14 protein-coding genes are annotated in these 13,783 nt (G+C 64.3%); 7 read left to right on the top strand and 7 right to left on the bottom strand.

What is annotated here, in order from left to right; all coding sequences use genetic code 11:
* Window positions 1-52: 52 nt before the first annotated feature.
* Entirely contained in the window at window positions 53-1,897 is a 1,845-nt protein-coding gene (locus J2T47_RS08535) for a cation:proton antiporter (RefSeq protein WP_253444695.1), read from the bottom strand.
* Window positions 1,898-1,986: 89 nt separating this feature from the next.
* Between J2T47_RS08535 and xerD the strand changes: the two genes are divergently transcribed.
* The 5 genes from xerD to J2T47_RS08510 all read left to right on the top strand — a co-directional run bounded on the left by xerD (window position 1,987) and on the right by J2T47_RS08510 (window position 7,275).
* Window positions 1,987-2,883 (top strand): site-specific tyrosine recombinase XerD, encoded by an 897-nt coding sequence (gene xerD, locus J2T47_RS08530; RefSeq protein WP_253444692.1) that lies wholly within the window; start codon window positions 1,987-1,989, stop codon window positions 2,881-2,883.
* 224 nt (window positions 2,884-3,107) lie between these two features.
* Window positions 3,108-3,836, top strand: a complete 729-nt coding sequence (locus J2T47_RS08525; RefSeq protein WP_253444689.1) for a disulfide isomerase DsbC N-terminal domain-containing protein — start codon at window positions 3,108-3,110, stop codon at window positions 3,834-3,836.
* Between the two features lie 172 nt (window positions 3,837-4,008).
* On the top strand, window positions 4,009-5,313 hold the full coding sequence (locus J2T47_RS08520) for a homoserine dehydrogenase (RefSeq protein ID WP_184598526.1): 1,305 nt from the start codon (window positions 4,009-4,011) through the stop codon (window positions 5,311-5,313).
* A 90-nt stretch (window positions 5,314-5,403) separates the two neighbouring features.
* Entirely contained in the window at window positions 5,404-6,813 is a 1,410-nt protein-coding gene (gene thrC / locus J2T47_RS08515) for a threonine synthase (protein ID WP_253444686.1), read from the top strand.
* 180 nt (window positions 6,814-6,993) lie between these two features.
* Window positions 6,994-7,275: a DUF3509 domain-containing protein gene (locus J2T47_RS08510; RefSeq protein WP_253444683.1), complete on the top strand. Its 282-nt coding sequence runs from the start codon at window positions 6,994-6,996 to the stop codon at window positions 7,273-7,275.
* Between the two features lie 53 nt (window positions 7,276-7,328).
* Here J2T47_RS08510 and J2T47_RS08505 read toward each other — a convergent pair whose 3' ends face one another.
* The 6 genes from J2T47_RS08505 to J2T47_RS08480 form a co-directional block, all read right to left on the bottom strand.
* Window positions 7,329-7,661 carry a hypothetical protein gene (locus J2T47_RS08505; protein ID WP_253444680.1) on the bottom strand — a complete coding sequence of 111 codons (333 nt, stop codon included), beginning with the start codon at window positions 7,659-7,661 and terminating at the stop codon, window positions 7,329-7,331.
* Window positions 7,662-7,828: 167 nt separating this feature from the next.
* Window positions 7,829-8,530 carry an ABC transporter ATP-binding protein gene (locus tag J2T47_RS08500; RefSeq protein WP_045210454.1) on the bottom strand — a complete coding sequence of 234 codons (702 nt, stop codon included), beginning with the start codon at window positions 8,528-8,530 and terminating at the stop codon, window positions 7,829-7,831.
* A gap of 3 nt (window positions 8,531-8,533) precedes the next feature.
* On the bottom strand, window positions 8,534-9,301 hold the full coding sequence (gene livG, locus J2T47_RS08495; RefSeq protein ID WP_253444678.1) for a high-affinity branched-chain amino acid ABC transporter ATP-binding protein LivG: 768 nt from the start codon (window positions 9,299-9,301) through the stop codon (window positions 8,534-8,536).
* A complete protein-coding gene (locus tag J2T47_RS08490; RefSeq protein WP_253444675.1) occupies window positions 9,298-10,554 on the bottom strand; it encodes a high-affinity branched-chain amino acid ABC transporter permease LivM in 1,257 nt (418 codons plus the stop codon). Before J2T47_RS08490 ends, livG begins: the two co-directional genes overlap by 4 nt.
* Window positions 10,551-11,474, bottom strand: a complete 924-nt coding sequence (livH, locus tag J2T47_RS08485; RefSeq protein ID WP_169937151.1) for a high-affinity branched-chain amino acid ABC transporter permease LivH — start codon at window positions 11,472-11,474, stop codon at window positions 10,551-10,553. The genes J2T47_RS08490 and livH overlap by 4 nt, the downstream gene beginning before the upstream one ends.
* Window positions 11,475-11,590: 116 nt before the next feature.
* Window positions 11,591-12,712 carry a branched-chain amino acid ABC transporter substrate-binding protein gene (locus tag J2T47_RS08480; protein WP_253444672.1) on the bottom strand — a complete coding sequence of 374 codons (1,122 nt, stop codon included), beginning with the start codon at window positions 12,710-12,712 and terminating at the stop codon, window positions 11,591-11,593.
* Window positions 12,713-13,021: 309 nt separating this feature from the next.
* Here J2T47_RS08480 and J2T47_RS08475 point away from each other — a divergent pair, with 309 nt between their 5' ends.
* Window positions 13,022-13,339 (top strand): DUF2288 domain-containing protein, encoded by a 318-nt coding sequence (locus J2T47_RS08475; protein WP_253444669.1) that lies wholly within the window; start codon window positions 13,022-13,024, stop codon window positions 13,337-13,339.
* 66 nt (window positions 13,340-13,405) lie between these two features.
* The gene (locus J2T47_RS08470) at window positions 13,406-13,771 is read left to right on the top strand and encodes a DUF5064 family protein (RefSeq protein WP_253444666.1); all 366 of its coding nucleotides are present in this window, start codon (window positions 13,406-13,408) and stop codon (window positions 13,769-13,771) included.
* Window positions 13,772-13,783 lie beyond the last annotated feature (12 nt).

The raw sequence follows: 13,783 nt of genomic DNA, 5'->3' as shown, positions 1-13,783 counted from the left end.
CCTTCAGAAATTTCCTGTCACCAGCCTAAAGATAGGCTGACATGGCCGGTCGTCAGGTTGCGACCGCATGGTCGGTTTCGTTCGTACTCACCGAGCTTTCCGGCGCCTCCTCGACCAGCGCAATCACCGTCCAGCCGCTGGCTGGAGCGAGCGGCCGGTCGGGGCTGGCGATATGCAGGCGGCCATTCGGATCGCGGGCAAACAGCATCAGTGCGCGCGGGCCGTGCTGTGCCTGGTATTCATTCCAGCCGAAGTTGTCGCTGAGCAGGGTCGAGCGGACTTCCGCACCACGGGCGATCAGCCCGGCCATCTGTGGGTAGGTGACCAGGTGCTGGCCCAGTGGGTGGCCACGGTGGCGGTCGCTGACCCGGTGTTTTTCGCTGCGCCGGCTGTCCTGGCTGGTGGGCAGGATGAAGCGGTGGCGCGGGCTGAACTCGTGGCGGAAGCTCATGCACATCAGTGCGTTCAGTTCGGCGTTGGGCGACAGCGCCAGCAGATGGCCCAGGCCGATCAGGTCCAGATGGGCCTCGGCATGCTGCGAGGCAGGGTTGCCGAAGTAGGTCGGCAGGTGCTCCATGCGTGCCGCGCGGGTGTTCTCCCAGCTGGAGTCGGTGAGCAGCACCTTCACCCCGGCATTCTGCAGCCCGGTGCCGACGGCACGGGCCACGGGGTTGGCGCCGATGATGAGGAACCCGGTAGGAACCGGCTCGGCGACCTTCAGCAGGCGCGCCAGGGGGCGGGCGGTGGCGCTTTGCAGGATCACCGTGCCGATGATCACCAGGAAAGTCAGCGGCACCAGCACGCCGGCCTGGGCGTGGCCGGCTTCCTGCAGGCGAATCGCGAAGATCGCCGAGACCGCCGCGGCGACGATGCCGCGCGGGGCTATCCAGCTGAGCAGGGCGCGTTCGCGCCAGTTGAGCGACGAGCCGGCGGTGGACACCAGTACGTTCAGTGGTCGGGCGACGAACTGGATCAGCGCCAGCACCAGCAGGGCGATCGGGCCCAGCCCCAGCAGTGCCGAGAGGTCCAGTCGCGCGGCCAGCAGCACGAAGAGCCCGGAGATCAGCAGCACGCTGAGGTTCTCCTTGAAGTGCAGGATCTGCCGCACGTCGACGCCCTTCATGTTGGCCAGGCGCAGGCCCATGACTGTCACCGCCAGCAGGCCGGATTCGGACATGAGCGAGTTGGAGAGCACGAACAGTCCCAGTACCACGGACAGCGATGACAGGTTGTGCAGGTAATCCGGCAGCCAGTGGCGGCGCAGCACCACGCCCAGGGCCTGGCCGCCCAGCAGGCCGGCGACGATGCCGGTGCCGATCACGCTGAAGAAGGTCAGCAGGCTGTCGGTCCAGCCCGAGCCGCTGTCGCTGGCGGCGATGAAGGTGTAGACGACCACGGCGAGCAGGGCGCCGATGGGGTCGATGACGATACCTTCCCAGCGCAGGATGTTGGCGATGGTGGCGTTGGGGCGCACCACGCGCAGCATGGGGACGATCACCGTCGGGCCTGTGACCAGGGTGAGGGTGCCGAACAGCAGCGCCATCTCCCAGGTGAAGTCCAGCAGGTAATGGGTCGCCAGGGCGATCACGCCCCAGGTGAGCAGGGCGCCGATGGTGACCATGCGCCGTACCACCGTGCCGATTTCCTTCCACTCGTCCAGGTGCAGGGTCAGGCTGCCCTCGAACAGCACCAGCGCCACCGCCAGCGACACCAGGGGGAACAGCAGCGGGCCGAACAGCGCCTCTGGCGACAACAGATGCAGGATCGGGCCGACCAGGATGCCGCTCAGCAGCAGGAAGAGGATTGCCGGCAAGCGCAGGCGCCAGGCCAGCCACTGGCTGACGAGGGAGGCGGCGCCGATACCGGCGAGGGCGTAGTAGGTGCTGTGTTCATCCATGGAGCGGTGACTTCCTGCGCGAGAGTGGTGAGAAGAATGAAGGATATGAAAGACTACCCGCGCCACATTTTCCTTTGCCCTGGCCTGAAATGACCCCGGTTTCACATTTGCTGATTGATCGCTTCCTCGACGCCCTCTGGCTGGAGAAGGGCCTGTCCGACAACACCCGCAGTGCCTATGGCAGCGACCTTGCGCTGTTCAATGGCTGGCTCGGCGAGCGCGGCGTTGCGCTGGAGTCCGCCGGCCGCGATGTGATCCTCGATCACCTGGCCTGGCGCCTGGGCGAGGGCTACAAGGCACGCTCCACGGCGCGCTTCCTGTCCGGTCTGCGTGGCTTCTACCGCTACTGCCTGCGTGAAGGCCTGATCGCCGAGGACCCGACATTGCTGGTGGATCTGCCGCAGTTGGGTAAGCCGCTGCCCAAGTCGCTGTCGGAGTCGGATGTGGAAGCCCTGCTGGGGGCACCGGAGACCGACGATCCGCTCGGTCTGCGTGACCGCACCATGCTCGAGGTGCTTTACGCCTGCGGGCTGCGCGTGAGCGAACTGGTCGGGCTGACCCTGGAGCAGGTGAACCTGCGCCAGGGTGTGGTGCGCGTGCTCGGCAAGGGCAGCAAGGAGCGCCTGGTGCCGCTGGGCGAAGAGGCGATCCGCTGGATCGAGCGCTACGTGCGCGAAGCGCGTGGTGACCTGCTGGCAGGCCGGCCGAGCGACGTGCTGTTCCCCAGCCTGCGCGGCGAGCAGATGACCCGCCAGACCTTCTGGCATCGCATCAAGCTCCACGCAAGGGTGGCAGGCATCGGCAAGAGCCTGTCGCCGCACACCCTGCGCCACGCCTTCGCCACCCATCTGCTCAACCACGGCGCCGACCTGCGCGTGGTACAGATGCTGCTGGGCCACAGCGACCTGTCTACTACGCAGATCTACACGCACATTGCCCGCGCCCGTCTGCAGGACCTGCACGCCCAGCACCACCCGCGTGGGTGAGCGGGGGTTCTGGCAACGCATGCGTTGCCAGAACCCCCGGCCATGGATGGCTGGGCCGGGGCTGAACCTGGGCAGGTCGTCTCGACAGGGATGTCTACACCTTGTTCGATCTTTGCGGCCCAGGCCTTAACCGCTACTCCCGCCGAAGCTTCCGGCTACAGCCTTTGGCTCGGTCTTGGCGGCCCGGTGTGATAGTCTTCGCCGACCGACATCAGGAGTTTTCCATGCGTTTGTCCCGACTTCTGGCTGCCGCGGCCCTTGGCCTCGTCAGCACCCTCGCTCTGGCCGCCGAGCCGGACCAGGCGATCCGCACCACCCTGCAGTCCCTGCAGCCTGACCTGCCCATCGAGAACATCTCCAAGGGCCCCCTGGAAGGCATCTACCAGGTGCAGCTCAAGGGTGGTCGCATCCTCTACGCCAGCGCCGACGGCCAGTTCGTCGTGCAGGGCAACATCTACCAGGTGAAGGATGGCAAGCCGACCAACCTGACCGAGCAGGCCGAGAGCGCCGGCGTGGCCAAGACCATCAACGCCATCGCGGCGAAGGACATGGTCGTGTTCCCGGCCAAGGGCGAGACCAAGGCGCACATCACCGTCTTCACCGACACCACCTGCCCGTACTGCCAGAAACTGCACGCCGAAGTGCCGGAGCTGCAGAAGCGCGGTATCGAAGTGCGCTACCTGGCCTTCCCGCGCCAGGGTCCGAACTCGCCGGGTGATGCCCAGCTGCAGGCCGTGTGGTGCTCCAAGGACCGCCAGGCGGCCATGAGCGACATGTTCCACGAGAAGGAAGTGAAGGCCGCCAAGTGCGAGAACCCGGTGGACGCGCAGTTCGCCCTGGGGCAGATGGTCGGTGTGCAGGGCACCCCGGCGATCATCCTCGCCGACGGCACCCTGCTGCCGGGCTACCAGCCGGCCGGCCAGATCGCCAAGCTGGCTCTGGAAGCCAAGTAAGCCGCGGCTTGCGCACTGATTGACTAATGCGGAACCGCTTCGTAATGTTCGGTTCCTTTTGACTAGGGAACAGGCAGTCGCCTGTTCTGACATGGTGCCTGCTCCCATGCCCGCCTCGTTGCGGGCATCGGCGTCTCAGGCGCCCCGATGCTGTAATCATGGGGAGTTCAGCGTGAAACCGGTGAAAGTGGGAATCTGTGGGTTGGGGACCGTCGGTGGCGGTACCTTCAATGTACTCAAACGCAACGCCGAGGAGATTGCCCGCCGTGCCGGGCGTGGTATCGAGGTTGCGCAGATTGCCGCCCGTCGCCCCAATCCGAAGTGTGAAACCGGCAGTACCCCCATTACTGCCGACATCTTCGACGTGGCGAACAACCCGGAAATCGACGTGGTCATCGAGCTGATCGGTGGCTACACCCTGGCCCATGAGCTGGTGCTCAAGGCCATCGAGAACGGCAAGCACGTGGTCACCGCCAACAAGGCGCTGATCGCCGTGCACGGCAACGAAATCTTCGCCAAGGCCCGCGAGAAGGGCGTCATTGTCGCCTTCGAAGCTGCCGTGGCCGGTGGCATCCCGGTGATCAAGGCGATCCGCGAGGGTCTGGCCGCCAACCGTATCAACTGGCTGGCCGGCATCATCAACGGCACCGGCAACTTCATCCTCACCGAGATGCGTGAGAAGGGCCGCGCCTTCGCTGACGTGCTGAAGGAAGCCCAGGCGCTGGGCTACGCCGAAGCCGATCCGACCTTCGATGTCGAAGGCATCGACGCCGCGCACAAGCTGACCATCCTGGCATCCATCGCCTTCGGCATCCCGCTGCAGTTCGACAAGGCCTACACCGAAGGCATCACCCAGCTGACCACTGCCGACGTGAACTACGCCGAAGCGCTGGGCTACCGCATCAAGCACCTGGGCGTCGCCCGCCGTACCGACAAGGGTATCGAGCTGCGCGTGCACCCGACCCTGATCCCGGCCGACCGCCTGATCGCCAACGTGAACGGCGTGATGAACGCGGTCATGGTCAATGGCGACGCTGCGGGCTCCACGCTGTTCTACGGCGCTGGCGCCGGCATGGAGCCCACCGCTTCCTCGGTGGTCGCCGACCTGGTGGACGTGGTTCGCGCCACGACCTCCGACCCGGAGAACCGCGTGCCGCACCTGGCCTTCCAGCCGGACTCGCTCTCCGACCACCCGATCCTGCCGATCGACGCCTGCGAAAGCGCCTACTACCTGCGCATCCAGGCCAAGGACCACCCGGGCGTACTGGCCCAGGTGGCGACCATCCTCTCCGAGCGCGGCATCAACATCGAATCGATCATGCAGATGGAAGTCGAAGAGCATGACGGTCTGGTGCCGATGATCCTGGTTACCCACCGCGTGCTCGAGTCCCGCATCATCGAAGCCATCGCCGCGCTGGAAGCGCTGGATGACGTCGTCGGCAATGTCGTACGCATCCGCGTCGAACAACTGAACTAATCGGGCTGCAGGCCACGGGCAGCAAGCGGCAGGCGAAAGAGCCTGAAGCTTGAAGCCCGAGGCCTGAAGCCAAAACCGAAGGTTTTGAACATGCGTTACATCAGTACCCGTGGCCAGGCGCCCGCGCTGAACTTCGAAGACGTGCTGCTGGCTGGTCTTGCCAGCGACGGCGGCCTCTACGTGCCGGAAAACCTGCCGCGCTTCACCGTCGAAGAGATCGCCTCCTGGGCCGGCCTGCCGTACCACGAACTGGCCTTCCGCGTGATGCGCCCGTTCGTTGCCGGCAGCATCGCCGACGCCGACTTCAAGAAGATCCTCGAAGAGACCTACGGTGTCTTCGCCCACAACGCCGTGGCGCCGCTGCGCCAGCTCAATGGCAACGAGTGGGTGCTGGAGCTGTTCCACGGCCCGACCCTGGCCTTCAAGGACTTCGCCCTGCAGCTGCTCGGCCGCCTCCTTGACCACGTGCTGACCAAGCGCGGCGAGCGCGTGGTGATCATGGGCGCCACCTCCGGCGACACCGGTTCGGCCGCCATCGAAGGCTGCAAGGCCTGCGAGAACGTCGACATCTTCATCATGCACCCGCACAACCGTGTGTCCGAGGTGCAGCGCCGTCAGATGACCACCATCCTCGGCGAGAACATCCACAACATCGCCATCGAAGGCAACTTCGACGACTGCCAGGAGATGGTCAAGGCCAGCTTCGCCGACCAGGGCTTCCTCAAAGGCACCCGTCTGGTAGCGGTGAACTCGATCAACTGGGCGCGGATCATGGCCCAGATCGTCTACTACTTCCACGCCGCCCTGCAGCTCGGCGCACCGGCCCGTTCCGTGGCGTTCTCGGTGCCCACCGGCAACTTCGGCGACATCTTCGCCGGCTACCTGGCGCGCAACATGGGCCTGCCGATCAGCCAGCTGATCGTCGCGACCAACCGCAACGACATCCTGCACCGCTTCATGTCCGGCAACCGCTACGACAAGGACACCCTGCACGCGTCGCTGTCGCCGTCCATGGACATCATGGTCTCGTCCAACTTCGAGCGTCTGCTGTTCGACCTGCATGGTCGCAATGGCAAGGCCGTTGCCGAGCTGATGGACAACTTCAAGGCCACCGGCAAGCTGGCCGTCGAGGATGACCGCTGGACCGAAGCCCGCCGCCTGTTCGATTCCCTGGCGGTCAGCGACGAGGAAACCTGCGAGACCATCTCCCAGGTGTTCTCCGAGTCCGGCGAGCTGCTGGACCCGCACACCGCCATCGGCGTACGCGCCGCTCGCGAGTGCCGCCGCAGCCTGTCCGTGCCCATGGTCACCCTGGGTACCGCGCATCCGGTTAAGTTCCCGGAAGCGGTGGAGAAGGCCGGCATCGAGGCGGTTCCGGCACTGCCGGCGCACCTGGCCGACCTGTTCCAGCGTGACGAGCGTTGCACCGTGCTGGCGAACGATCTGGCCAAGGTCCAGGCCTTCGTCAGCGCCCACGGCAACCGCGGCAAACCGCTCTAAAGCGCCGTTCGCCGTTCGAAGAAGCCCGCCCTTGGCGGGCTTTTTCTTGCCTGCGATCTGGCTGCGGCTGCGGGCCGTGAAACATGCCGTCATGACCAACGGTACTGAAACTGGCGAACTTTATCGCCGATCGTGCGGTCTTTTTCTGCGTGTTTTCATTTCGCAACAAGGAGATACGACATGGACCGGCTGAGCGCCCTGCTGACCGAGACCTTCGCTCCCTACGCTCCCTCCCTGGGCCCGGCACGCCCCGACGGCGGCCGTATTCTGACCCTCACCAACGATGATGGAGACGTGGTGCTGCGGCGTGTCATCGAAGGCCAGCATCTGGCCGACCATGAGCAGAGCGAGGAGGCAGTACAGACCATCCGCCGCGACCTGCTGATCTCCGAAGGCCGCATGGAGGACGATGTCGTTTCCCAGTTGCGCCAGCGCGCGCAGGTGCTGAGCTACGGCACCTGATCGACCTGGCAACGAAAATGCCGCCCAGTGGGCGGCATTTTCGTTTCAACGGCCTAGAGCTTGCCCAGGTACTTCAGGCGTGAGCGGATGCCGCCCGTGGTACGGCCGTGTTCGCGGGCGATGGCGGCGATGGTCTCCCCGGCCTCGAAGCGCTGCAGCAAGTCTGCTTCCTCTTCCGTCTGCCACGGTTTGCCGGCCTGCTGGGGCTGGTGGCGTGGCTTCGGGACAGGCATTTCCAGTGCATGGATGGCGTGGAACAGGGCGCGGATCACTTCCGGTGCCTGGCAGGGGTCGTCGACAGCCAGGGGCGCGTCGTAGCGCGGGTCGATGCCCTGGGCGAGCTTGCGTAGTACGGCTAGCGATTCGGCGGCGTGATCGGCGTGCATGGTGGCTCTCCTTGTTGTATCCGCAGATGCTTGGTGAGCCCTGATCGATTGTCTGTCGGATGCAGCGGGAGATGCGGCAGAAATGGCGGAGCCGCTGTAGGAACGGTGCGGACCGCTCGCCAATAAAAAACGGCCCCGAAGGGCCGTTTTCATCACAGTGGCAAGGATCAGCCGCCGAGGTATGCGTCGCGCACCTTGGGGTTCACCAGCAGGTTGGCGCCGGTGTCCTGCATGACGATGCGACCGTTCTCCAGCACATAGCCGCGGTCGGCGAGCTTGAGCGCCTGGTTGGCGTTCTGCTCGACGAGGAAGACGGTCACGCCTTCCTGGCGCAGCTGTTCGACGATGTCGAAGATCTGCTGGATGATGATCGGCGCCAGGCCCAGCGACGGCTCGTCGAGCAGCAGCAGCTTGGGCTTGCTCATCAGCGCACGGCCGATGGCGAGCATCTGCTGTTCGCCGCCGGACATGGTGCCGCCGCGCTGGTTGAAGCGCTCCTTCAGGCGCGGGAAGAGCCCCAGGACCTTGTCCATCTGCTCCTGGTAGTCACCCTTGCTGGTGAAGAAACCGCCCATGGCGAGGTTCTCCTCCACTGTCAGGCGGGCGAACACGCGACGGCCTTCCGGCACGACGGCGATGCTCTTGCGCATGATCACCGAGGATTCCTTGCCGACCAGTTCCTCACCCATGTAGGTGATGCTGCCGGAGGAGGCGCGCGGCGAACCGCACAGGGTCATCAGCAGGGTCGACTTGCCGGCGCCGTTGGCGCCGATCAGGGTGACGATCTCGCCCTGCTGGACTTCCATGCTGACGTCGTGCAGCGCCTGGATCTTGCCGTAGAAGGTGGAAACCTTGTCGAACTTCAGCATGACTCAGGACTCCCCCAGATAGGCTTTGATCACATCCGGGTTGCCGCGGATTTCCTCCGGGGTGCCGTCCGCAAGCGGGGTGCCCTGGTTGATCACGTAGATGTGGTCGGAAATGCTCATCACCAGCTTCATGTCGTGCTCGATGAGCAGCACGGTGACACCGTGCTCGGAGCGCAGCATGGCGATCAGCGCCTTGAGGTCCTCGGTTTCCCGCGGGTTCAGGCCGGCCGCCGGCTCGTCCAGCATCAGCAGCTGCGGACGGGTCATCATGCAGCGGGCGATCTCCAGGCGGCGCTGCTGGCCGTAGGCGAGGGTGCCCGCCGGGCGGTTGGCGATGTCCTTGAGGTTGACGATTTCCAGCCAGTGCGAGGCGTAGTCCAGGGCCTCGGCTTCCGCGCGGCGGAAGGACGGGGTCTTGAGCAGGCCGGCGAGGAAGTTGGTGTTGATGTGCCGGTGTTGCGCCACCAGCAGGTTCTCCACCGCGGTCATTTCCTTGAACAGACGCACGTTCTGGAAGGTCCGCACCACGCCCTTGTGGGCGATCTTGTGGCCCGGCAGGCCCTGGATGGGCTCGCCGCGCAGCAGGATCTCGCCGCCGGTGGGGGCGTAGAAGCCGGTCAGGCAGTTGAACACGGTGGTCTTGCCGGCGCCGTTCGGGCCGATCATCGAGATCACCTGTTTTTCCTGGACCTTCAGGGCCACGTTGTTGACGGCCAGCAGCCCGCCGAAGCGCATGGTGAGGCCGGATACTTCAAGAATCGGTCGGCTCATTTTCGCAACTCCAGGTGCGGACGCTGCATGGGCAGGAGCCCCTGCGGACGCCAGATCATCATCAGCACCATGAGGGCGCCGAACATCAGCATGCGGTACTCGCTGAACTCACGCATCAGTTCGGGCAGCAGGATCATCACCACGGCCGCCAGGATGACGCCGAGCTGGGAACCCATGCCACCCAGCACCACGATGGCGAGGATGATGGCCGATTCGATGAAGGTGAACGACTCCGGGGTGACCAGGCCCTGGCGCGCGGCGAAGAAGCTGCCGGCGAAACCGGCGAAGCAGGCGCCGAGGGTGAAGGCGGAGAGCTTGATCAGCGTCGGGTTCAGACCCAGCGCGCGGCAGGCGATCTCGTCTTCGCGCAGGGCTTCCCAGGCACGGCCCAGGGGCATGCGCAGCAGACGGTTGATCACGAACAGCACCAGCAGCACCAGCAGCAGCGCGACCAGGTAGAGGAACACGACCTTGTAGTTCGAGTTGTAGGCGATGCCGAAGAACTCGTGGAAGGTCTGCATGCCCTCGGGGGCGCGGCGCTCGAAGGTGAGGCCGAACAGGGTCGGCTTCTCGATGTTGCTGATGCCGTTGGGGCCGCCGGTGAGCCAGGTCATGTTGCGCAGCAGGATGCGGATGATCTCGCCAAAGCCCAGGGTCACGATGGCGAGGTAGTCACCGCGCAATCTCAACACCGGGAAGCCGAGGATGAAGCCGAAGAACGCGGCCATCAGGCCGGCGATCGGCAGGCACACCCAGAAGCCCAGGCCGTAGTAGTGCGACAGCAGTGCATAGCTGTAGGCGCCCACGGCGTAGAAGCCGACGTAGCCGAGGTCGAGCAGGCCGGCCAGGCCCACCACGATGTTCAGGCCCAGGCCGAGCAGCACGTAGATCAGGATCAGGGTGGCGATGTCCACCGCGCCGCGCGAGCCGAAGAACGGCCAGGCGAGGGCGATGAGGATCAGCACCATGATGATCTTGCGTTGCACCGAGGCGTGGGTCAGGCGTTCGGCCAGTTTGGTGTGCGGGTGCGACAGGGCCTGTTTCACGCTGCCGCCGAAGGCGAAGCGATCACGTACCAGTTGCCAGACGAACATCAGCACGGCGCAGGCGCCGATGGTCCACAGTCGCGCGGGACTGACGTTCTCCAGCTGCAGGCCGATGCCGATCACGCTGAGCTTCACGCCCAGCACCGGATAGGCGACGGCCATCACCAGCAGGGCGCTGAAGAATGCGGTCTTGAGTTTCTGGCTCATACCTTTTCCACCTCCGGGCGACCGAGCAGGCCGGTGGGGCGGAAGAGCAGCACGAGCACCAGCAGGGTGAAGGCCACCACGTCCTTGTACTGGTCACCGAACACGTCGGCACCGAAGGCTTCGGCAACGCCCAGCACCAGGCCGCCGAGCATGGCGCCCGGAATGCTGCCGATGCCACCCAGCACCGCGGCGGTGAACGCCTTGATGCCGGCGAGGAAGCCGATGTGCGGGTTGATCACGCCATACTGCAGGCCCAGCAGCACCGCGGCCACGGCGGCCAGGGTGGCGCCGATGACGAAGGTCAGGGCGATGATGTTGTTGGTGTTGATGCCCAGCAGGTTGGCCATCTTCAGGTCCTCCGCGCAGGCGCGGCAGGCGCGGCCCAGGCGGGAACGGGAGATGAACATGGACAGCCCGTACATGGTCAGCAGGGTGACGATGAAGATCAGCACCTGCATGTACGAGATGGTCACGCCGGTCATTTCGTCGGCGCCGATGACGAAGTTGCCCGGCAGCAGGTTGGGGATTGCCTTGTCCTTGGAATCCTGGGCCAGCAGAACCTCGTTCTGCAGGAAGATCGACATGCCGATCGCGGAGATCAGCGGGATCAGCCGGTTGCTTCCACGCAGGGGCCGATAGGCGATCCGTTCGATGGTATAGCCGTAGGCGCTGGTGACGATGATCGCCGCGGCGAAGGTACAGATGATAACGACAGGGAGACTAACGATCCCCATCATGGCCAGCCCCGTGATCACGATGAAGGCTACGTACGAGCCAATCATGTACACCTCGCCATGGGCGAAGTTGATCATGCCGATGATGCCGTAGACCATGGTGTAGCCGATGGCGATCAGGGCATAGGTGCTGCCGACGGTGAGGCCGTTGATCAGCTGTTGCAGGTAGTGATAGAGCTCAGGCATTACCTAACTCCTCGGGCGTCGCGTGAAGCGGCGCTTGTGGCGCGACGGACCCCCGGAATACTCGGATAAACAAAGCCCACTGCGTGGGCAGTGGGCTTTGTGTGGAGGCGGGTGGCTTACTTGGCTTCGGTCTTGGTGCCGTCCTTGTGCCACTGGTAGACCACGAAGTTGAAGTTCTTCAGGTCGCCCTTCTCGTCGAAGGCCAGGTCACCGGTCGGAGTCGCGAAGGTGTTGGAGCGCAGCGCCGCTGCCACCTTGTCGGTGTCTTCGCTGCCGGCTTTCTTGATGCCTTCGGCGATGACCTGGACCGCGGCGTAGGCCGGGAACACGAACGGACCGCTTGGGTCTTCGTTCTTGGCCTTGAAGGCGTCAACCAGAGCCTGGTTCTTCGGATCCTGGTCGAAGGACTTCGGCAGGGTCACGTAGAGGCCTTCGGAAGCCGGGCCGGCGATGGCGGAGATCTCTTTGTTACCCACGCCTTCCGGGCCCATGAAGCCGACTTTCAGGCCTTTCTCGGAAGCCTGGCGCAGGATCAGGCCCAGCTCCGGGTGGTAGCCGCCGTAGTAGACGAAGTCGACCTTGGCCTGCTTGAGCTTGGCGATCATCGCGGAGAAGTCCTTGTCGCCGGCGTTGATGCCTTCGAACAGGGCGACCTTGATGCCGGAGTCTTCCAGGGTCTTCTTCACGGCAGTGGCGATGCCTTCGCCGTACTGCTGCTTGTCGTGGATCACGGCCACGGTCTTGGGCTTGATGTGCTCGGCGATGAACTTGCCGGCGGTCGGGCCCTGCAGGCTGTCCAGACCGATGGTGCGGAAGATCAGCTTGTAGCCGCGGGAGGTGATGTCCGGGCTGGTGGAGGCGGCGGTGATCATCAGCACGCCTTCGTCTTCGTAGATGTCCGAAGCCGGTTGAGTGGAGCTGGAGCACAGGTGGCCAACGACGAACTTGACGCCATCGTTGACGATCTTGTTGGCAACGGCCACGGCTTGTTTCGGATCGCAAGCGTCGTCGTAGACCACGCCTTCGAGTTGCTTGCCGTCGACGCCGCCGGCCTTGTTGATCTGCTCAATGGCCATCTTCGCGCCAATGAACTGCATCTCCCCGTACTGGGCGACTGCGCCGGTCACAGGGCCGGCCAGAGCAATCTTGATGGTGTCGGCGGCCATGGAGAAGCTGGCAACGCCGGCCAGGGCCATGGCGGTGAACAGCTGGGAAAGACGCTGAGTACCCTTTTTCATAATGCTCCACTCTTCTTGTGTTTTCGTTTTTGTAGTCCTGGTTGCCAGCGGCTCACCGGACCGGGATTGCCCCGGACAGACCCACCGGAAACTGTACCGGTACAGTGTAGAGTGCCGCTTGACCGCTTGAAAAGCGGGGGGCGGCGGGTCGTTCGCGGGCATGTCGCATGATTGACACAAACGTACAGAAAAACGGCGCCTTCGGACTTCTCCCCGTGGGTTTTCCGTCACCATGGAAAACGCCGTCCGAACCTTGCCTGGCGCGGTCCCGGCGCTATCATGGCGCCGTTCGTTTACCAGGTGAGATCCATGACAGAACAAGCTAGCACCCTCTATGCCAAGTTGCTTGGCGAAACCGCGAAGATTTCCTGGCAGGAACTCGCCCCCTTCTTCGCCCGCGGCAACCTGCTCAAGGTCGCGGGTTCCGCCGATCTGGTGGAGATCGCGATGGGCGTGGCCGAGGACGATCGGACGAAGGTTGCCGCCTGGCTGGCCAGTGGTGATCTGAGCAAGGTCGACGAGATACTGGCGCAGGATTTCCATGACCGCGACCCGGAACTCTGGGCGGTGGTGATCGCGCCCTGGGTGCTGGTTCAAGAAAGAGTTCGAAAAGAGTCCGTGCACTGACCCGGGGCGATTTCCAATTCGAAAAGGCCGGCTAGACTGTCGGGATTCCATAGAAGGAGATTCGCCATGTTCGAACCGGGCCATCTGCATCTCCAGTCCCTGCCGGGTCTGGGGCAGCAGGAGATCGACGCTCACATCAACTATGAAGTCCGCAAGGATGTGGAAAAGGGCACCATCGTCCACTTCGTCATGAAGGGCGAGATCGACGGTAATTCCTTTACCGAAGAGTGGGACATGCCCAGGGAGCAGGCCTTCAACTTTGCCAGCGATGCCACCCGTATCGCGCAGAAGCACGGCCTGCACCCACGATTCGGCTCGATGGTGCGCAACCACAAGGAATACGACGCGATGTTCGAGGACATCCGTCAGAAGCTCGGCACCCATCCGGGCGACCCGATCGACCTGGACAAGGTGATCCACGGCGACTCGTAAGCGACGCATTCA

Source organism: Pseudomonas nitroreducens (assembly GCF_024170165.1).
GTDB classification, from domain to species: domain Bacteria; phylum Pseudomonadota; class Gammaproteobacteria; order Pseudomonadales; family Pseudomonadaceae; genus Pseudomonas; species Pseudomonas nitroreducens_C.
The sequence above is the reverse complement of the archived record's forward strand: the minus strand, read 5'-3'. Positions and strand labels throughout refer to the sequence as shown.